This window comes from Streptomyces pristinaespiralis (assembly GCF_001278075.1).
Lineage (GTDB): Bacteria > Actinomycetota > Actinomycetes > Streptomycetales > Streptomycetaceae > Streptomyces > Streptomyces pristinaespiralis.
On record NZ_CP011340.1, the window covers coordinates 5866449 to 5886636 of the forward strand.

Annotated in this window: 17 protein-coding genes; 11 read left to right on the forward strand and 6 right to left on the reverse strand. The window is 72.9% G+C overall.

The window, feature by feature from the left end; translation table 11 throughout:
• Positions 1-159 precede the first annotated feature (159 nt).
• Positions 160-663: a hypothetical protein gene (locus tag SPRI_RS24955; protein WP_005317997.1), complete on the reverse strand. Its 504-nt coding sequence runs from the start codon at positions 661-663 to the stop codon at positions 160-162.
• A 316-nt stretch (positions 664-979) separates the two neighbouring features.
• Here SPRI_RS24955 and SPRI_RS24960 point away from each other — a divergent pair, with 316 nt between their 5' ends.
• The 5 genes from SPRI_RS24960 to SPRI_RS24980 all read left to right on the forward strand — a co-directional run bounded on the left by SPRI_RS24960 (position 980) and on the right by SPRI_RS24980 (position 6084).
• Positions 980-1594, forward strand: a complete 615-nt coding sequence (locus SPRI_RS24960) for an NADPH-dependent FMN reductase (protein WP_005318000.1) — start codon at positions 980-982, stop codon at positions 1592-1594.
• Between the two features lie 10 nt (positions 1595-1604).
• Complete coding sequence (locus SPRI_RS24965; protein WP_005318002.1) at positions 1605-3338, forward strand: ABC transporter ATP-binding protein; 1734 nt, start codon at positions 1605-1607, stop codon at positions 3336-3338.
• Complete coding sequence (locus tag SPRI_RS24970) at positions 3335-5197, forward strand: ABC transporter ATP-binding protein (RefSeq protein ID WP_005318004.1); 1863 nt, start codon at positions 3335-3337, stop codon at positions 5195-5197. Before SPRI_RS24965 ends, SPRI_RS24970 begins: the two co-directional genes overlap by 4 nt.
• A gap of 81 nt (positions 5198-5278) precedes the next feature.
• Positions 5279-5650: a divalent-cation tolerance protein CutA gene (gene cutA, locus SPRI_RS24975; protein WP_053557322.1), complete on the forward strand. Its 372-nt coding sequence runs from the start codon at positions 5279-5281 to the stop codon at positions 5648-5650.
• A complete protein-coding gene (locus SPRI_RS24980; protein WP_053557323.1) occupies positions 5647-6084 on the forward strand; it encodes a gamma-glutamylcyclotransferase family protein in 438 nt (145 codons plus the stop codon). The genes cutA and SPRI_RS24980 overlap by 4 nt, the downstream gene beginning before the upstream one ends.
• On the opposite strand, the gene SPRI_RS24985 is transcribed toward SPRI_RS24980, so the two are convergent.
• The 3 genes from SPRI_RS24985 to SPRI_RS24995 all read right to left on the reverse strand — a co-directional run bounded on the left by SPRI_RS24985 (position 6071) and on the right by SPRI_RS24995 (position 9719).
• Positions 6071-8197, reverse strand: coding sequence for a molybdopterin oxidoreductase family protein (locus tag SPRI_RS24985; RefSeq protein ID WP_053557324.1), 2127 nt, complete (start codon positions 8195-8197; stop codon positions 6071-6073). The genes SPRI_RS24980 and SPRI_RS24985 overlap by 14 nt on opposite strands.
• Positions 8198-8412: 215 nt before the next feature.
• On the reverse strand, positions 8413-8994 hold the full coding sequence (locus SPRI_RS24990; protein ID WP_005318009.1) for a TIGR03086 family metal-binding protein: 582 nt from the start codon (positions 8992-8994) through the stop codon (positions 8413-8415).
• 65 nt (positions 8995-9059) lie between these two features.
• Positions 9060-9719: a SanA/YdcF family protein gene (locus SPRI_RS24995; RefSeq protein ID WP_005318012.1), complete on the reverse strand. Its 660-nt coding sequence runs from the start codon at positions 9717-9719 to the stop codon at positions 9060-9062.
• A 143-nt stretch (positions 9720-9862) separates the two neighbouring features.
• On the opposite strand from SPRI_RS24995, the gene SPRI_RS25000 reads away from it, so the two are divergent.
• From SPRI_RS25000 to dnaG, 5 genes are all read left to right on the forward strand, one after another.
• Positions 9863-10510 (forward strand): hypothetical protein, encoded by a 648-nt coding sequence (locus SPRI_RS25000; protein ID WP_053557782.1) that lies wholly within the window; start codon positions 9863-9865, stop codon positions 10508-10510.
• A gap of 396 nt (positions 10511-10906) precedes the next feature.
• The gene (locus SPRI_RS25005; RefSeq protein WP_037774728.1) at positions 10907-11659 is read left to right on the forward strand and encodes a sirohydrochlorin chelatase; all 753 of its coding nucleotides are present in this window, start codon (positions 10907-10909) and stop codon (positions 11657-11659) included.
• A 46-nt stretch (positions 11660-11705) separates the two neighbouring features.
• The gene (locus tag SPRI_RS25010) at positions 11706-13043 is read left to right on the forward strand and encodes a deoxyguanosinetriphosphate triphosphohydrolase (RefSeq protein ID WP_005318019.1); all 1338 of its coding nucleotides are present in this window, start codon (positions 11706-11708) and stop codon (positions 13041-13043) included.
• A 154-nt stretch (positions 13044-13197) separates the two neighbouring features.
• Positions 13198-14469 (forward strand): NAD(P)/FAD-dependent oxidoreductase, encoded by a 1272-nt coding sequence (locus SPRI_RS25015; protein ID WP_053557325.1) that lies wholly within the window; start codon positions 13198-13200, stop codon positions 14467-14469.
• 34 nt (positions 14470-14503) lie between these two features.
• Positions 14504-16429 (forward strand): DNA primase, encoded by a 1926-nt coding sequence (gene dnaG, locus SPRI_RS25020; RefSeq protein ID WP_053557326.1) that lies wholly within the window; start codon positions 14504-14506, stop codon positions 16427-16429.
• 39 nt (positions 16430-16468) lie between these two features.
• Here the strand turns inward: dnaG and SPRI_RS25025 are convergent, their stop codons facing one another.
• Positions 16469-17452 (reverse strand): nucleotidyl transferase AbiEii/AbiGii toxin family protein, encoded by a 984-nt coding sequence (locus SPRI_RS25025; RefSeq protein WP_037774730.1) that lies wholly within the window; start codon positions 17450-17452, stop codon positions 16469-16471.
• Positions 17449-18099 (reverse strand): hypothetical protein, encoded by a 651-nt coding sequence (locus tag SPRI_RS25030; protein WP_037774733.1) that lies wholly within the window; start codon positions 18097-18099, stop codon positions 17449-17451. Before SPRI_RS25030 ends, SPRI_RS25025 begins: the two co-directional genes overlap by 4 nt.
• Before the next feature lie 154 nt (positions 18100-18253).
• On the opposite strand from SPRI_RS25030, the gene SPRI_RS25035 reads away from it, so the two are divergent.
• Positions 18254-19354: an RNA polymerase sigma factor gene (locus SPRI_RS25035; RefSeq protein ID WP_005318029.1), complete on the forward strand. Its 1101-nt coding sequence runs from the start codon at positions 18254-18256 to the stop codon at positions 19352-19354.
• Positions 19355-20188: the final 834 nt, after the last annotated feature.

The following is a 20188-nucleotide window of genomic DNA, read 5'->3' on the forward strand; positions in this document are numbered from 1 at the left end:
CGGGCCGTCCGTACGGGTCTCGGGTTTCGGTCTCCTGGGGGCTCGTGAGGGCGGCGGCGTTGCCGGCATCGCCCGGAACGTCGCCCCGCTCCCGTCGGCTCGAGGCCTGACGGGAGCGGGGGATCCGGCGGGACGAGGAACGGTTGGGGTACCGGTCCGTCAGCCTCTCTGCGCGCCGCTCGCCCGGCGGCGCAGGAGGAGTGTTCCGCCCACAGCGGCCGCGGTGAGTACCGCCGCGCCCGCCGCGATCTGGGTGGTGTCGGGGCCCACGCTGCCGCCGACGCCTGTTCTGACGTGCCCGCTCGGCTCGCGGTGGCGCACCTCGAGGTCTCCGGTCGCCTCCTTGCCGTTCTTGCAGCGCACTTCGATGCCGTACGTTCCCGGCCGGGTGTCCTCGGGGACCGTGAACCGGCCCACCGCGACCTCCTTGTGCGTGCCGGGCCACAGCTTGAACTCACCGGCGCCCAGGGACCGGGCGTCGCCGACGCCGTGGCCGTCCTTGCCGCAGGCCGTGGTGTTCACGGTGATCTCCGTGCCGGGGGTGGCGGGCGACGGGTACACCTCCAGCTCTCCGAAGTCCCCGGCGTGCGCCCCATGGGCGGCGAGCCCGGTCGTGGCGAGCGCCATCGCGATGCCGGTCAGCAGGCGGGCGGTGGTGCGCATGGGTCCTCCGGAAGCGCGCGGTGCGGTGTCTCGTCTTCTCCGAGGTAAGAGGCACCCGGCCCGCCACGCCTGCTGATGACCAATCAGTTTCCCTGGGAGGAAACCGCGTGTCGTCCTGGACAGGGTGCGTCATTGCAGGTCAGGGGCGGTGATGCGGCGCCGGGGGGAGTGGTCGGGCGTGTCGTGCCGAACGGGTGAAGGGGGCGTCGGCCCTCCGCCGCCCCGGTGCTCCGTGGCGGGGGTCACGGGCCGTCCGGGCGATGGATCTCCCGAGCGACTTGACCTCAAGTAAAGTTGAGGTACCAGGCTCCTTCGCATGGACATCAACACGCCTGACACCACGTCCGACCGTCCCTCCGCGCTGAAGCTCGCCGTCATCATCGGCAGCAACCGTGACGGCCGCTTCGGACCCACCGTCGCCGACTGGTTCGTCTCCCGTGCCGCTCGGCGCGAGGACTTCACCGTCGACGTCGTCGACCTCGCCGATGCCGACCTCCCCACCGCCCTCTCCTACTCACCCTCGCCCGACGTGCGGGCCGAGCTCGCCAAGCTCACGCCGAAGCTCGCCGCTGCCGACGCCTTCGTCGTCGTCACCCCCGAGTACAACCACTCCTTCCCCGCCGGCCTCAAGAACGTCATCGACCGGCACTACGGCGAATGGCAGGCCAAGCCCGTCGGGTTCGTCTCCTACGGCGGCATCTCCGGCGGCCTGCGCGCCGTCGAGCAGCTGCGCCAGGTCTTCGCCGAGCTGCACGCCGTCACCGTCCGCGACACGGTGTCCTTCCACAACGCCGGCGCCCACTTCGACGACGAGGGCAACCACCGCGAGCCCGCCGCTCCCGACGCCGCCGCCAAGACCATGCTCGACCAGCTCGCCTGGTGGGCCGAGGCGCTGCGGTCCGCCAAGTCCGTCCGCCCCTACGCGAGCTGAGGGCCGGCCCGTGCTGCTGAGCCTGCTGACCGCCCGCCTCGACCCCTACCGCCGGCTGATCGCGCTGGTCGTCCTCCTCCAGCTGATCCAGTCCCTGGCCACCCTCTACCTGCCCACCCTCAACGCCGAGATCATCAACAACGGTGTGCTGCGCGGCGACACCGGACACGTCCTCACCACCGGCGCCGTGATGCTCGCCGTCACGGTCCTCCAGGTCGTCGCCGCCGCGGCCGCCGTGTACTGCGCGGCCCGGATCGCCATGGGCATCGGCCGCGACCTGCGCTCCACCGTCTTCCGCCATGTCCAGGACCTGTCCGTACGTGACATCGGACGCTTCGGCGCCTCGTCACTGATCACCCGCACCACCAACGACGTGCAGCAGGTGCAGACCTTCTCGCTGCTGATCCTGACCATGCTGGTCGCCGCACCCCTGATGTGCGTGGGCGGGATCGCCATGGCCCTGTCCCAGGACGTGCCGCTCGCGATGCTCCTGCTGCTGTTCGTCCCGGTGCTCGCACTGTCCGTCGGACTGATCGTGCGCCGCCTGCCGCCGGTGTTCCGCTCCATGCAGGAACGGATCGACCGGGTCAACCGGGTGATGCGGGAGCAGATCACCGGCATCCGCGTCATCCGCGCCTTCGTACGCGACCGTCATGAGCAACGGCGGTTCGCCGAGGCCAACGACGCCCTCCTCGAGGCCGGTCTGCGGGCGGGCCGGCTGCAGACCCTGATGTTCCCGACCGTTCTGATCGTCTGGGAGATCGCCACCGTCGCCATCATCTGGACCGGTGGCCACCGGCTCGACTCCGGTTCCCTGCAGGCCGGTTCGATCGTCGCCTTCCTCGGCTACCTGACGCAGATCCTGATGTCCGTGATGATGGGCCTGTTCCTCATGATGCACCTGCCGCGCGCCGAGGTCAGCGCCGAACGCGTCCAGGAGGTCCTCGGCACCCGGCCGAGCGTCGTACCGCCCGCCGCCCCCGTGCACCGGCTGCGCGGGAGAGGGGAACTCCGGTTGCGTGGGGTGGACTTCAGCTACCCGGGCGCCGAGGAGCCCGTCCTCAGGTCCGTGGACCTGACCGCACGCCCCGGCCGGGTCACCGCCGTCATCGGCTCCACCGGCAGCGGCAAGACCACCCTGCTGAGCCTCGCCGCCCGGCTGTTCGACGCGACCGGCGGCGAGGTCCGGATCGGGGAGGTGGACGTACGGGACCTGGACCCGGCGCTGTTGTCCCGCACCGTCGGACTCGTCGCCCAGAAGCCGTACCTCTTCTCCGGGACCGTCGCCTCCAACCTGCGGTACGGGAAGCCGGACGCGACCGAGGAAGAGCTCTGGCACGCCCTCGAGGTGGCCCAGGCCGCCGACTTCGTACGCCGGCTCGGCGACGGCCTCGACGCACCGGTCTCGCAGGGCGGCGCCAACCTGTCGGGAGGACAGCGCCAGCGCCTCGCCATCGCCCGGGTACTGGTCGCCAGGCCCGACGTCTACCTCTTCGACGACTCCTTCTCCGCCCTCGACAACGCCACCGACGCGGCACTGCGCCGGGCGCTCGCGCAGGAGACCGCCGACGCCACCGTCGTCATGGTCGCCCAGCGGGTCTCCACCATCCGCGGCGCCGACCGGATCGTCGTCCTCGACAAGGGCCGCGTCGTCGGTACCGGAACCCATGACGAACTCATGCGGGACAACCCCACCTACCGGGAGATCGTGCTCTCCCAGCTCACCGAGGAGGAAGCCGCATGAGCGGCACCGCACCGGAGCGCCGCGGCCCGGCCCAGCAGCAGCGCGGTCCCGGGGGCATCGGCTCCCCCTCACTGGAACGCTCCCTCCACTTCCGGGCCTCCGGACTGCGGCTGCTGCGGATGACCGCACCGGAACGCCCCCTTGTCCTCGGCGTCCTCGCCGCCGGCGCGGCCGCCGTCGCCCTGTCCGTGCTCGCCCCCAAACTCCTCGGCCACGCCACCGACCTCGTCGTCCACGGCGCGGCCGGCCCGGACGGGGTCGACTTCCGGGCCGTCGCGGAGGTGCTGGCCGTCGTCCTGTGCCTGGTCGCCGTCTCCGCCGGTACCACGCTGATCCAGATGCGGCTCGCCATGACCGTCGTGCAGCGCGTCGGCCACCGGCTGCGCGAGGAGGCGGGGACGAAGCTGTCGCGGCTGCCCCTGGCCTACTTCGACAAGCAGGCCCGCGGGGAGGTGCTCAGCCGCACCACCAACGACATCGACAACATCACGCAGACCATGCAGCAGGCCTTCAGCCAGATGGTGCGGGCCGTGCTCACCATCGCCGGCGTCCTGGCGATGATGTTCTGGATCTCGCCGCTGCTTGCCCTGGTCGCCCTGGCGACGGTGCCGCTGTCCGTCTACGTGGCCACCCTCATCGGCAGGCGGGCCCAGCCGCAGTTCGTCCGGCAGTGGTCGGTGACGGGCAGGCTGAACGCCCACGTCGAGGAGATGTTCACCGGCCACGCGGAGGTCCGCTCCTTCGGCCGGGGGAAGCAGGCCGTGGAGACATTCGACGAACTGGGCGAGCAGCTCCACGCGTCGAGCCTGCGCGCCCAGGTCATGTCCGGCCTCATCCAGCCCGCCCTCGGCTTCGTCGGCAACCTCAACTATGTGCTGATCGCCGTCGCCGGCGGGCTGCGGGTGGCCTCCGGATCGCTGTCGATCGGCGACGTACAGGCCTTCGTGCAGTACTCCTACGAGTTCAACGGGCCCATCAACCAGGTCGCCGCGATGGCCAACCTCCTCCAGTCGGGCGTCGCCTCCGCCGAGCGGGTCTTCGACCTGCTGGACGCGGAGGAGGAGACCCCGGGGCCGACCGGAGAGGGGCCCGTCGGACCGAAGGACGGCCGGCCGGCGGGCCGTGTGTCGTTCGAGAAGGCGGCCTTCCGCTACCACCCCGCGGAGCCGCTGATCGAGGATCTGTCGCTCGACGTCGAACCGGGCCGGACCGTCGCCATCGTCGGCCCGACCGGCGCGGGCAAGACCACACTGGTCAATCTGCTCATGCGGTTCTACGAGGTCACCGGCGGCCGCATCCTCCTCGACGGCATCGACATCAGGGACATGTCCCGCGACCGGCTGCGCTCCGGCATCGGCATGGTGCTCCAGGACACCTGGCTGTTCGGGGGGACGATCGCCGACAACATCGCCTACGGCGTACCCGGGAAGGTGTCCCGCGAGCAGATCGTCGCCGCGGCGACGGCCACCCACGCCGACCGGTTCATCCGCACCCTGCCCGACGGCTACGACACCGTCATCGACGAGGAGGGCGCGGGCCTGAGCGCGGGCGAGAAGCAACTCCTCACCATCGCCCGCGCCTTCCTCACCGAACCGTCGATCCTCGTGCTCGACGAGGCCACCAGCTCCGTCGACACCCGCACCGAGGTGCTCATCCAGCGCGCCATGGCGTCGCTGCGCCGGGGGCGCACCAGCTTCGTCATCGCGCACCGGCTCTCCACCGTCCGGGACGCCGACGTGATCCTCGTGATGGAGGCCGGGCGGATCGTCGAGCAGGGCACGCACGACGAACTGCTGGACCGGGGCGGCGCGTACGCCCGGCTCCACGCGGCGCAGTTCGCCGCCGGGGCCCCTGTGTGAGAGCGCGGTGCGTAACGTGAAGGGCGGGGGCCGCACCGGCCCCCGCCCCTCGTCCGCGGCCGCCGGCCGCCCCGCGGACACATGGCCGACCACCGAGAAGGAGCTCCCGCCGTGGAACCCACCCCCGCCGCGCCGCCGCTGCTCACCGTGATGACGACGACCGACAGCGCGGAGAAGGCCCGGCGGCTCGCCCAGGGCGCCGTGGAGGCCCGGCTCGCTGCCTGCGCGCAGATCTCCGCGCCGGTGACGTCGGTCTACCGCTGGCAGGGCCGGATCGAGACCGCCGAGGAGTGGCAGGTCCTCCTCAAGACCACACCGGCCTGCTACGACGCCCTCGAAGCACATCTGACCGCCGCCCACGACTACGAGACCCCGGAGATCATCGCCACCCCGGTGGTACGCGCCGGCGCGGCCTACGCCGCCTGGGTGCGGGCGGAGACCGTGGCGCCGTGACCGGGCGGCAGCTTCCGTTCTTCGTCTACGGCACCCTCCGGCCCGGCGAACGCAACCACGACCTCCTCCTTCGGGGCCGCACCACGGCGGAACGTCCCGCCCTGCTCCCCGGCGCGGTGCTCTACGAAGGCCCCGGCTACCCGTACGCGCTCGACGCGGACGACCCGGCTGCCACGGTCACCGGCGAGGCGGTGACCGCCGCGCCGGACGAGTACGGGCGGCTGCTCGCCGTCCTCGACCGGCTGGAGGAGTACGGCGGACCGGGCCACCCGGCCAACCTGTACGAGCGGGTGTCCCGCGAGGTCCTCCTCGAGGACGGCACACCGGTCCGGGCGTGGGTCTACGTCGCCGCCGAGCGCGTGGCCCGCCGGCTGCGGGCCGGCGGCAGAACCGTGGACGGCGGCGACTGGCACGAGGCGGTCAGCCGCCGCTGACCCGCGTCGGCTCCAGCCGGACGGCGCACACCTTGAACTCGGGCATACGGGACGTCGGGTCGAGCGCCGGGTTCGTCACCGTGTTCACCCGTCCCTCGCCCGGCCAGTGGAACGGCATGAAGACGGTGTCCGGCCTGATCCCCGTGGTGATCCGGGCGGGCCCGACCGCCCTGCCCCGCCGCGACACCACGGCCAGGGGCTCGCCCTCCGCGACCCCGAGACGTTCCGCCAGTTGCGGATGCAGTTCGACGAACGGGCCCGGGGCGGCGGCGTTCAGCTCGTCGACGCGCCTGGTCTGCGCGCCCGACTGGTACTGGGCGACCACCCGTCCGGTCGTCAGCAGCACCGGGTAGTCGGCATCGGGCTCCTCAGCGGCGGGCCGGTGTCCTACGGCGACGAACCTGGCCAGCCCGTCGGGGGTGGCGAACCGGTCCAGGAACAGCCGGGGCGTGCCGGGATGGGCGCCGGGCCCCTCCTCGTCCTGCGGTTCCGGGCACGGCCAGAACACGCCGTCCTCCTCGGCGATCCTGCGGTACGTGATGCCCGAGTAGTCCGCCGGTCCGCCCGCCGACGCCCGCCGCAGCTCCTCGAAGACCTCCTCCGGGTCGGCGGGGAAGCCCTTCTCGTGTCCGAGCAGCGCCGCCAGCGCGCTCAGCACCTCGAGGTCGCTGCGCACCCCGGCCGGCGCGTCGAGCGCCTTGCGGCGCAGCAGCACCCGGCCCTCCAGATTGGTCGTCGTGCCGGTCTCCTCGGCCCACTGCGTCACCGGAAGGACCACGTCCGCGAGCGCGGCCGTCTCCGAGAGCACCACGTCCGCCACGGCCAGGAAGTCCAGCGACCTCAGCCGTCCCTCGATGTGCGCCGCACGCGGCGCGGACACCACCGGGTTCGAGCCCATCAGCAGCAGCGACTTCACGTCCCCGCCCAGCGCGTCCAGCAGCTCGTAGGCACTGCGCCCCGGCCCCGGCAGGGACTCGGGCGGCACGCCCCACACACCCGCGACATGGGCCCGCGCCGCCGGGTCGTCCAGCTTGCGGTAGCCGGGCAGCTGGTCGGCCTTCTGGCCGTGTTCGCGGCCGCCCTGCCCGTTTCCCTGCCCGGTCAGACATCCGTAACCGGACAGCGGCCGCCCGGCCCGGCCGGTCGCCAGGCACAGGTTGATCCACGCGCTCACCGTGTCCGTGCCCTTGGACTGCTGCTCCGGACCGCGGGCGGTGAGCACCATCGCGGACGGCGCGTCGCAGAACAGCCGCACCGCCTCACGCAGCTGCGGCACGCCCACGCCGGTGATCCGCTCGACGAGCTCGGGCCAGTGCGCCATGGCGGCGGCCCTGGCGTCCGCCCAGCCGGTCGTGCGGGCGGCGATGAAGTCCTCGTCGGTGCGTCCCTGAGCGACCACCTCGTGCAGCAGGCCGAGGGCGAGCGCCAGGTCGGTGCCGGGGCGGGGCGCCAGGTGCAGATCGGCCTGCTCCGCCGTCCTCGTGCGCCGCGGGTCGACGACGATCAGCTTGCCGCCGTTCTCCTTCAGCTCCGTCAGGTAGCGCAGCGCCGGGGGCATGGTCTCCGCGATGTTGGAGCCGACGAGGATCACACAGCCGGTCCTCGGTATGTCCTCCAGCGGGAACGGCAGCCCGCGGTCGAGACCGAACGCCCTGTTGTGCGCCGCCGCGGCCGACGACATGCAGAAGCGGCCGTTGTAGTCGATCTGCGAGGTGCCGAGCACGACCCGGGCGAACTTTCCGAGGGTGTACGCCTTCTCGTTGGTCAGCCCGCCGCCGCCGAAGACCCCCACGGCGTCGGCGCCGTGCGCCTCGCGCGTACGCCGCAGCCCGTCGGCGATCGTACGCAGTGCCTCCTCCCAGGTGGCCGGTTCGAGCCGGCCTGTGGCACGGCTTCGCACCAGCGGCCCGGTCAGGCGGACCCGGGAGGAGAGAAGGAAGGTCGAGGTACGGCCCTTGCCGCACAGGGCGCCCCGGTTGACGGGGAAGTCGGGTCGCTCCACCACCTCGACGGCCGCCCCGTCGGCGGTGTCCGGCCGGGGGACACCGCGCAGATTCATGCCGCACTGCAGGGCGCAGTAGGGACAGTGGGTCGGGATGGTCTCGTCGCGCATGACGCCCAGCGTGGAACATCCGTGTTACGCGGGCGGACGCGCCGCATTACGGACGGGGTACGCCCGGCTCAGCCGTGACCTCACGGCGACGTGAGGACCGGGCGTGAGCCGCGGCGCCCGTCGCGGGTCCGGGGGTGAGTCGCGGCCGCCGGTCCCGGGGGGTGAGCCGCGGCCGTCCCGTCGGCCCGGCTGTCCTACCGGGCGCGGGCCGGGTCTCAGGCGCGGCGGCCGAGCATCGCCAGCAGCCGCGTCTGCGGGTCGTCGCCCGGGGGCGGCTCGATCGGCGGGGCGAACAGCCCGGACTTCGCCAGCTCCGGCGCGTACGGTGCGACCTCCTTCATGGTGAAGGCCACCAGCGCCTCCGGAAGCCGCTCCTCCGCGCCGATCGCCCGCGACAGGTCCCAGGAGTGCACCACCGCGTCGCTGATCATCTGCGAGCAGTAGGCGGTCGCCGGGGTCTCCCCGTACGACAGCTGGACCGTCCGCTCCAGCGCCCCCTCGCCGGAGAACGCCTTACGGGCGGCGCGTGCCGCGGAGTCCCAGGCCTGGCGGGGCCGGTCGCCGAGGACGTCACCGTCGTACGCGTCGCCGATGTCCTCGATCGTCGCCCCGTCCGTCACCAGGTCCGGCACCCACAGCTGCTCGGCCGTGAGGTGGTTGACGAGATCGCGCACCGACCACTGAGTGCACGGCGTCGGATCGTCCCACTGGTCGTCCCGTACGGCGTGCACCCGGTCGGTGAACAGGGCCAGCGCCTCGGTGTGCCGGGTCAGCAGCGTTGCCACGTCATTTGTCATGCGGCTCACTTTTCCCTGCCGGGGACCTCGATGCGAGCGTGCGCGGCCGTGCGCCTCCCGGCGTGTCAGCCCGCCGCCGCCAGCGCGTCCCGCACGCCGGGCTCCCGTGACCCAAGGAACCGCGGGTCCGGCCGGAACACGGCGTCCAGCGACGCCTTGCCCGCCGCGAACATCTCCCGCACACCGCCGTAGTACCAGGTCGCGTCGTGCGGTTCCGCCACACCGACCCCGTACGCCTCGACCCCGGCGGACCGGCACAGCGCGACCGCCCGGCGGATGTGGAAACCCTGGCTCACCAGCAGCGCCCGCTCCACCCCGAAGATCTCCTTCGCCCGCACACAGGAGTCCCAGGTGTCGAAGCCGGCGTAGTCGCTGACGATCCGGTCGTCCGGCACACCGCGCCCCGTCAGATACGTCCGCATGGCGTCGGGCTCGTCGTACTCCACCCGGCTGTTGTCACCGGTGACCAGCACGACCTTGACCTTGCCGGTCCGGTACAGCTCGGCGGCGGTGTCGAGCCGGTGCGCCAGATACGGGGAGGGCCGGCCCTTCCACAGACCGGCGCCGAAGACGACGGCGACGTCCCGCGCCGGGGCCTCCGCGACCGTACGGACGCGGCTGTCGGCGACGGCGTGCATCCAGGTCGTGGGCGCCAGGCCGAGCACGCACCCCAGCATGACGGCCTGCGCGACGAGGCGTCGCCTTCTCGTTCCTCTCACGGACAGTCAGACGTCGGCGGGGCGGAAATGGTTGGCCCGGGCGGAGCGGAAATGACTGGCCGGACCGCCCCGCCTGTTGACAGGATCACGCGGTGATCGACAAAAGAGCCGTCTCTGCCGCCCGCAACAACGCCGAGTGGTGCGAGGCCATGTGCCGGGCGCACGGACTCTCCGGTGTCCTCGGCGCCCGCGCCTGGACCAGCGGCAGCCGCACCCCCCTGCTCTATCCCGACGCGGTGACACTCACCGAGGACGCGACGGCGGACGACGTCCTGGACGCCGTCTCCACCGGCCCCGGCTGCTCCGTCAAGGACAGCTTCGCGACGCTGGACCTGTCCGGCGCCGGATTCCACGTCCTGTTCGAGGCCCAGTGGCTCCACCGGGAGCCGGGCCTGCCCGCACCGGCGGCTCCCGACGGCGTCGTATGGTCCCGGCTCGACACCCCCGGCGAGCTGGCGGAATGGGCGGCCGCCTGGGGTGGCGGCGACGGTCCGGCACATCTCTTCCGCCCGGAACTGCTGTCCGACCCGTCCGTCGCGTTCCTCGCGGGGCGTGCGGGGGACCGGCTGAGCGCGGGCGCCGTGGTGAGCCGGGGCGGGGACGCGGTGGGCATCTCCAACCTGTTCGCCGCTGACGGCGGCGACCTCGACGCGGCGTGGGCGGGCTGCCTCTCCACGGTGTACGCCCGGTGGCCGGGCGTACCGGTGGTCGGCTACGAACAGGGCGACGACCTGGCGGCGGCGGTCCGGCAGGGGTGCGTGCCGGTGGGGCCGCTGCGGGTCTGGCTGGCGGGCTAGCCCCGGCGGCTGGTGCGTCCGCACGCCCAGGCGACCCACCGGCCCGACGGCCGTACGACGAACGCCCCGGCGGCCCCGCATTCCAGGGCCCGCCGGGGCGTTCCGTCGTCCCTCTGACCGCCGCACCACGCTGTCAGCGCGGCGGCTGACCCTGTGAGGGGCAGGAAAGGACCCGTCACCCTCACGCAACAACCCGGCAACCTCCGCCGGGCACCATCGGTGCATGACGGAGCCGGAACACCTTCGTGAGTCCCCGCCCCCGCCCCTCCAGAGCGCCGTCGACAGCGCAGTCGACACCGCCACGCAGTTCGACACCACCGTCGGCCTGCTCACGCGTATCACCGCTCAGCTCGGCACCCAGCTGAGTCACGTCCGACTGAACGGAACCCGCACCCCATGCGCCCGACCGATCGGCCCACCCTCGTCGCCGTCGCCCACGGCAGCCGCGACCCCCGCGCGCTGAGCACCGTCACCGCTCTCCTCGACCGGGTGCGTGAGCTGCGCCCCGGCCTGGACGTACGGCTCGGCCACGTCGAGCTGAACGAGCCGCTGCTCGACGACACCCTCCGGTCGCTGGGCACCACGCCCACCGTGCTGGTGCCACTGCTGCTGAGCCGCGGCCATCACGTCAAGCACGACCTGCCGCGGGCAGCGGCCGCCGTACCCGGTGGCGACATCCGCATCGCGCGCCCCCTCGGGCCGCACCCGCTCCTCGCCGAGGCGCTCGCGGCCCGGCTCGCGGAGGCGGGCTGGCGGCCGCGGGACGGATCGAGCCGCAACGCCGGGGTCGTCCTCGCGTCCGCGGGCTCCCGTGACCCCGAGTCCGCGGCCGACACCAGGCGCATGGCGGACATGCTGGGGGAGCGGCTCGGCGGCGTGCCGGTCGTGCCCGCGTACGCCTCCGCCCTCGCGCCCACCGTGCCCGCGGCCGTCAAGGCCCTGACGGCGCGCGGCCGCCACCGGATCGCCGTGGCGTCCTACTTCGCCGCGCCCGGTCTGTTCGCCGGCCGCAGTGCCGCGGCCGCCCCCTGGATCGCGGCGGAGCCGCTCGGTACGCATCCGGCTCTGGCCCGGCTGCTGCTGCACCGTTACGACCAGGCGCGAGCACTGCCCCGTGCCGTGCGGAGGCTGGAACTGTCCGCCGCGTAAGGCCCGGAGGCGCCCGGCTGTCGGCCGCTCCGGTTACCTTCGGTGCATGGACGGCACCACCAGCACCACAGGCACACCCCCGGGCCACGGCACGGGCAACGGCACCGCCCCGGACGGCTACGACGCCGCAGCCGTAGAACGCTGGGCCGGTGAGCCGGACAAGCGCCCCGGCCGTACCGCCTTCCAGCGCGACCGCGCCAGGGTGCTGCACTCCTCCGCGCTGCGCCGCCTGGCCGGAAAGACGCAGGTGGTCACCCCGGGCACCCGCAGCCTCGCCTGGGACGCCAGCCCTCGCACCCGGCTGACGCACTCGCTGGAGTGCGCGCAGGTCGGGCGGGAGCTGGGCGCCGCTCTCGGCTGCGACCCCGATCTCGTCGAAGCGGCGTGCCTCGCCCACGACATGGGCCATCCGCCGTTCGGCCACAACGGCGAGCAGGCGCTGAACGAGTTCGCCGAGGACTGCGGCGGCTTCGAGGGCAACGCCCAGTCCCTGCGTCTGCTGACGCGGATCGAGCCCAAGCGTTTCGTGCACGCGCCGGAGACGGGCGAGCCCGTCAGCGTCGGCCTGAATCTCACCCGTGCCGCCCTCGACGCGGCCACCAAGTACCCCTGGCCGCGCGGTGGCCATCCGACCGACCCCGGCTCGGCGAAGTTCGGGGTGTACGAGGACGACCTGCCGGTCTTCGAGTGGGCACGCCTCGGCGCCCCCGCGTTCCGCAAGTGCCTCGAGGCGCAGGTGATGGACTGGTCCGACGACGTCGCGTACTCGGTGCACGACTTCGAGGACGGCCTGCACGCCGGGCACATCGACCCCAACTGCCTCATGTCGGAGACCGAACGGGCGGGCATCTGGTCGGTGGCGATCGGGCGGTACGTGCCGCACGACACCGACCCGCAGGAGCTGTCGGAGGCGCTCGACCGGCTGGTCGAGCAGGCGTGGTGGCCGCACCACTACGACGGTTCCGCGGTCGCCCAGGCCCGGCTGAAGGACGCCACCAGCCAGCTCATCGGCCGGTTCGCGCTCGCCGCGGAGGGGGCCACCCGCCAGGCGTACGGCGGCGGCCTGCTCACCCGGTACGGGGCGGAGCTGGTCGTCCCGCGCGCCACGCGCAACGAGTGCGCCGTACTGAAGGCGGTGGCCGACCGCTATGTGATGCAGCGCGCCGAGCAGGAGGCACTCCGCGCCGACCAGCGCGTGGTGCTCGCCGAGCTGGCGCAGGCGCTCACGGCCCGCGCGCCGGAGGGGCTGGAACCGCAGTTCCGTGCCATGTTCGAGGCGGCGGGGGACGACCGGGCGCGCAAGCGGGTGATCGTCGACCAGATCGCGAACCTCACGGACGCCTCCGCCCGCACCCTGCACGTCCGCCTCACCGCCCGTCGCTGACGAACGGCGCAACGACCCCGGGAGCACCCGTGCCGCGCACCGAGTGATTCGTCCGTTTTTGACACGCCGGAGGGCACTCCCTCTTCCGCCATATCGCTCCGTGCGGGACGCTCGCTGAAGGCTGCGCTGCGGAGAAGCAACGAGGAGGCATCACGTGGTCGACGCACATCGGACATTCGTCATCGTCGGCGGTGGGCTGGCGGGCGCCAAGGCCGCCGAGACCCTCCGGGCCGAAGGGTTCACCGGACGAGTGATCCTCATCGGCGACGAACGTGACCACCCCTACGAACGTCCGCCGCTGTCCAAGGCGTACCTGACCGGCAAGGACGAACGCGACAGCGTCTTCGTCCACGAGCCCGCCTGGTACGCCAGGGCCGACATCGAGCTACACCTGGGCCAGACCGTCGTGTCCATCGACCGCGAGTCCCGCTCCGTGCGCCTCGGCGACGGAACCGTCGTCCACTACGACAAGCTGCTGCTCGCCACCGGCGCGGAGCCCCGCCGTCTGGAGATCCCGGGCACCGGCCTCGCCGGCGTCCACCATCTGCGCCGCCTCCCGCACGCGGACCGGCTCCGCCACGTGCTCGCCGCCCTCGGCCGCGACAACGGCCACCTGATCATCGCCGGCGCGGGTTGGATCGGCCTCGAGGTCGCCGCCGCGGCCCGCGGCTACGGTGCGGAAGTGACCGTCGTGGAGCCCGCGCCCACCCCGCTGTACCAGGTCGTCGGCCCCGAGCTCGGCCAGGTCTTCGCCGAACTGCACCGCGAGCGCGGCGTCCGTTTCCACTTCGGTGTCCGGCTCACCGAGATCATCGGCCAGGACGGCATGGTCCTGGCGGCCCGTACGGACGACGGCGAGGAGCACCCGGCGCACGAGATCCTCGCCGCGATCGGCGCGGCCCCGCGCACCGCCCTCGCCGACGCCGCGGGCCTCGACCTGGCCGACCGGGCGGAGGGCGGCGGCATCGCCGTCGACGAGAGCCTGCGCACCTCCGATCCCGACATCTACGCCGCGGGCGACGTCGCCGCCGCCCTGCACCCGCTGCTCGGGACGCGGCTGCGCGTGGAGCACTGGGCGAACGCACTGAACGGCGGCCCCGCCGCCGCCCGCGCCATGCTCGGCCAGGACGTGACCTACGACCGGGTCCCCTACTTCTTCTCGGACCAGTACGACCTCGGCATGGAGTACTCGGGCTGGGCCCCGCCCGGCTCGTACGACCAGGTCGTGCTCCGCGGCGACGTCGGGAGGCGGGAGTTCATCGCCTTCTGGCTCAAGGACCGCAGGGTGCTCGCCGGGATGAACGTCAATGTGTGGGACGTCACCGCACCGATCCAGCAGCTGATCCGGACCCGGGCGGAGGTGGACGCGCAGACGCTCGGCGATCCCGGTGTGGCGCTCACCGACCTCGTGAACCTCTCCGGCTGACGGGAGTGTCGCCGCGTCACCGTAGAATTCACGCGTGGCAGGCAGGATCAACGATGACGACGTGAAGGCGGTCCGGGACGCGGTCCCGATCGACGCCGTCGTGTCCGAGTACCTCCAGCTGCGCAACGCCGGCGGGGGGAACCTGAAGGGCCTGTGCCCCTTCCACGACGAGAAGTCCCCTTCCTTCCAGGTCAGCCCCAGCAAGGGTCTCTTCCACTGCTTCGGCTGCCAGGAAGGCGGCGACACGATCGCCTTCGTGATGAAGATCGACCATCTCTCGTTCTCCGAGACGGTCGAGCGCCTCGCCGCCCAGGCGGGCATCACCCTGCGCTACGAGGAGGGCGGGTACAACCCCACCCATCAGCGGGGCGAGCGCATCCGGCTGGTCGAGGCCCACAAGATCGCCGCGCAGTTCTACGTGGAGCAGCTCGACGGCCCGGAGGCCGAGATCGGCCGGAAGTTCCTCGCCGAGCGCGGCTTCGACCAGGCCGCCGCCCAGCACTTCGGCGTCGGCTACAGCCCGGCCGGCTGGGACCATCTCACCCGCTACCTGCGCGGCAAGGGGTTCAGCGACAAGGAGCTGACCCTTTCCGGCCTTTCGCAGGAGGGCAGGCGCGGCCCCATCGACCGTTTCCGCGGCCGGCTGATGTGGCCGATCCGGGACATCACCGGGGAGGTCGTCGGGTTCGGCGCCCGCAAGCTCCGCGACGACGACAACGGCCCGAAGTACCTGAACACACCCGAGACGGCGATCTACAAGAAGTCGCAGGTGCTGTACGGCATCGACCTCGCCAAGAAGGAGATCGCCCGTACCAGCACGGCCGTCGTCGTCGAGGGTTACACCGACGTCATGGCCTGTCACCTGGCCGGGGTCACCACCGCCATCGCCACCTGTGGCACGTCGTTCGGCGGCGACCACATCAAGATCCTCCGGCGGCTGCTGATGGACAACGCCACCGCCGAGGTGATCTTCACCTTCGACGGCGACGCGGCCGGCCAGAAGGCCGCGCTGCGCGCCTTCGAGGACGACCAGAAGTTCGCGGCGGAGACGTCCATCGCGATCACACCCGGCGGCATGGACCCGTGCGAACTGCGGCTCGCGGAGGGCGACGAGTCGGTGCAGAAGCTCGTCGAGACGCGCACCCCGCTGTTCGAGTTCGCGATCCGGCAGATGGTGCGCCGCCACAACCTCGAGACGCCCGCGGGCCGGGCGGCGGCGCTGGACGAGGCCGCCCCGATCGTCGCCGGCATCAAGAACGTCGCCATCCAGCACGAGTCGGCCGTGCAACTGGCCGGCATCCTCGGCATCCTCGACACCCAGTTCGTCGTCAAGCGGGTCGCCCAGCTCGCCCGCTGGGCGCGCGACCGCGGCGGTGACCGGGCGGAGCGGGGCGGGCGTGGCGGCCGCGGCCAGGACCGGCCGGGCACCGCGCGCGCGTACGAGCCCCAGGCCACGACGGGGACGTCCGGTCCCGCGATCAATCTGCGCAGCCCCGCCCACCGCACCGAACGGGAACTGCTCAAGCTGGCCCTCCAGCACCCCGAGCTGGTCTCCCCGGCCTTCGACGCCTACGGCGTCGACGAGTTCACCGCCCCGCCGTACGCCGCGGTCCGCCGGACCATCGAGGAGGCCGGCGGCGCCGAACAGGGCACCCGGGACGCCTCCGGCTATCTGGCCCGTGTCCGTGAAGCCGCCCCCGACGACACGGTGCGCGCCCTGGTCACCGAGCTCGCCGTGGAGGCCGTGCACGCCCGCACGGTCGACGAGGTGTACGCCGGGGTCCAGCTCGTCCAGGTCCGGCTGCGCGCGGTCGACCGCCGGATCCGCGACGTCCAGGGCACCATGGCCCGCCTGGGCGCGGGCGGCGACCCCGAGCGGTACGCGGCCGTGGCGAACGAACTGTGGGTGCTCCAGCAGTACGCCCAGTCGCTGCGCAACCAGGGCGCGGCCGCGCTCTGACGGCCGGCGCCCTGCCTGTGCGGCCGCCCTCCCGGTGACCTACGCGGCGAACGTGGGCCCCAGCGCGGCCAGCAGCCGCCGGACGTACTGCTCCCTGCCGTCGGCGAACTGCGGGTAGTCCTGGGCGAAGTGGTCCCAGTCCAGGTACCGCAGCGAGTCCTGGAGATGCTCCAGGCGCAGCTCCTCCTGGCCGCCGGAGGGCAACTCGTTCCCGGACAGCCGGAACACCTCCTGCAGGAGGGCGTTCCCCAGCGGGCACCGTTCCGCCAGGAGTACCGCGTCGTACAGGTCCTTGCCCTGCGGATACAGGTCGTCGATCAGCCACAACACCTTCCAGGCGAGCGACAGTTCCAGGGTCGCCGCTCGGAGCGGCACACCGCAGACGGTTCCGGACCGGGGCTCCACCGGCAGTTGCTCGTTGAACACGAAGTCCAGCTGCACCTGTCCTGCGGGCAGGCCGGGCGCCTGCCACGGCAGCACCATACGGCGGCCCGGCACCCGCTCGTACGTCCAGATGTACTCGGACTCCGCGCCGGCGGCGTCGATGACCGGCCCGTCCCCGTGCCCCTCCGTACCGCGCTGCGCCGCCGACGCGATCTCGTCGAGCATCGTGGTGGTGCGCTCCTCCTCGATGCGCCAGTCCGCGGGGACGACGACGAAGTCGAGGTCCTTCGGCTCCCGCGCGGCGTCCCCGAACCGGTCCGCCAGCAGCATGCTGCCGCGCAGCACCAGCGAATCGCCCCACCCCGAAGCGGAGACCGCGGTGACGACGCTCTCCAGCGCGCGCCGCCGCGCCGCCCGCCAGGCGGGGCGCAGCTCTTCGGCCACCACGGAGTCGGCGGGACGGTACGCGCTGTCGAAGTGCTTCAGGGCCGGGTCGAACAACCGGTGCCTGGACGCGCCGGGCCCCACGCCCGCGTGCAGCGTGCGCGGCAGCTCCGTCCGACGGCGCCGGCGCTCCTCGTCCGGCTCCGCCGGGTCGTCGGGACCGCCCGGAATCGTCGGCTCCCACTTCGTGTTCATCGCCCCGCCCCCTCGTCGATCCAACCGTCGTCCACCGACAGGTCGCTGTCGTACAGCACGAACTCGCGCTCCTCACCGAGGACGTCGAACCCCTCGGCGGTCAACTCCGCGACCAGCGCGTCACATGCCGCGCCCGCCTCCTCGGCCGGGACGCCGCGGCGGCGCTGCGTCACGAACCGTTCGTGCCGGCCGCCCGACGCCACCCGGCGCGCGTTCCACGACAGATGGGCGCCGTGACGCACCGCCAGGGCCGTCAGCGCCTCGCGGTCGAAGTCCTCCTCGAGCAGCAGCTTGAGATGGTGCTCGAAGTAGCCGCCCTCCGCGGTGCGGACCTCCGGTGACCACGGCGTCGTCTCTATCTTCACCCGCACCGGTTCGAAACCGCCGGACCGCAACCGCGCCACCAGCCGCTCGGCGGCCGCCCGTTGGGAGGCCAGGTCCTCGGCGCCCCGCAGGGTCAGCATCGGCTGGGACACCATCCGGCCCCGGGCGAGCACGATGTGCGTCACCTTCAGGCCGGCGGCGCCCGCCCACGAGTCCAGCCCGGCGCGCGCCGCGTCGTCCGTACAGCGCACCGTCACATGGGTCTCGTACTCGCACAGCCTGTTCACCGGCGCAGTCTCCCAAAGAGGACGAGCGCCCGGCATCCGAGTAACCGGGCGGTCACGCACGGGTCTCAAAAAGTCGTCGCACGCCCCTCGTGGCGGTGATGTGTCGTACCCCACACTGGGTGGCGGTGCCTGAGCCCTCGGAGCTGCCCCCCGCCCCCCGACCGGCAGCGATCACCCTGGAGGTCGCCCCGTGCAGACCCAGACCCTGACCGAGACCCATACCGACGCCGTCGCGGCAGTCCTCGCGACCGCGGTCGAGCAGGTGCCCGCGCAGGGCCTGCCCGCCGGGCACCCCGACGCCCTGCCGGGCAGTCTGATCGAGGAGGCGGTCGAGCCTCCGGAGCCCCCTCGGCGCACCGGACGCGGCGCGGACACCGGCGGCCCGACCTCCGACCTGTTCCGCCAGTACCTGCGGGAGATCGGCCGCATCCCGCTGCTGACCGCCGCGGAGGAGGTCGAACTCGCCCGCCGGGTCGAGGCCGGTCTCTTCGCGGAGGAGAAGCTGGCGAACACCCCGGACCCCGACTCGCAACTGGCCGTCGACCTCGACCGCCTCGTCGTCATGGGACGCATGGCCAAACGGCGTCTCATCGAGGCGAACCTCCGCCTCGTCGTCTCCGTCGCCAAACGGTACGTCGGCCGCGGCCTGACCATGCTCGACCTCGTCCAGGAGGGCAATCTCGGCCTGATCAGGGCGGTGGAGAAGTTCGACTACGCCCGTGGCTACAAGTTCTCGACGTACGCGACCTGGTGGATCCGCCAGGCCATGTCCCGCGCCCTCGCCGACCAGGCCCGCACCATCCGGGTGCCCGTCCACGTCGTCGAACTGATCAACCGGGTGGTGCGGGTCCAGCGCCGGATGCTCCAGGAACGGGGCTACGAGCCCACCCCGGAAGAGGTCGCCACCCACCTCGAACTGACCTCGGAACGGGTCAGCGAGGTACTGAGGCTGGCCCAGGAGCCGGTGTCCCTGCACGCCCCGGTGGGCGAGGAGGACGACGTCGCGCTCGGCGACCTCATCGAGGACGGCGACGCGGCGTCCCCGGTCGAGTCCGCCGCGTTCCTGCTGCTGCGCGAACACCTGGACGCGGTGCTGTCCACGCTGGGCGAGCGCGAACGCAAGGTGGTCCAGCTCCGCTACGGCCTGGACGACGGCCGCCCGCGCACGCTCGAGGAGATCGGCCGCCTGTTCGGCGTCACCCGCGAACGCATCCGCCAGATCGAGTCGAAGACCCTCAACAAACTCCGCGACCACGCGTTCGCGGACCAACTCCGCGGCTACCTCGACTGACGACACCTCCACCCCCGGCCCCCACCTGACGCGGCCCGTTCCCCCGCCCCGGCCCCCGGCCTTCGCCGGACCGGTGTCGCGTCCGGCGTACGCGGGCTCTGCCCAGCCCCGGTGCCGCCGTCCGCGGTACCCGCACACCGCCCGGACCCGTGCGCCGCCTTCGGCGTGTCCGTCAGCGCCGGGATCGCCGCTGCGGGGAGGCAGTTTCGGCGTTGCTGGGGGTGCCTCCCACGGCTGCCGGGCCGGGTTCCCCCACGCCGCCAGGCGAAGCGGGCGCAGAGCCCGCACCCCCGCGCGCGGCACGGTGCCGCACTCCGCCCGGACCCGTGCCGCCTTCGGCGTGTCCGTCAGCGCCGGGATCGCCGCTGTGGGGAGGCAGGTTCGGCGTTGCTGGGGCGCCTCCCACGGCCGCCGGGCCGGGTTCCCCACGCCGCCAGGCGAAGCGGGCGCAGCCCCCGCGCGAGGCGCGGTGCCGCACTCCGCCCGGACCCGTCTGCCGCCTTCGGCGTGTCTGTCAGCGCCAGGATTGCCGCTACGGGCAGGCAGTTTCGGCCTCGCTGGGGGTGCCTCCCACGGCCGCCGGGCCGTAGGAGGAGTTCGAGGCGGGGGTCCCCCTACGCCGCCAGGCGAAGCGGGCGCAGCCCCCGCACCCCCGCACGCGGCGCGGTGCCGGGCTCAACCCGGACCCGTGCCGCCTTCGGCGTGTCCGTCAGCGCCCGGGATTGCCGCTGTGGGCAGGCAGGTTCAGCCTCGCCGGTGGTTGAGGCGCCGGGGTCCGGTGGGGGTCCCCACGCCGCCAGGCGCAGCGGGCGGAGCCCCGGAACACCGCGCGGA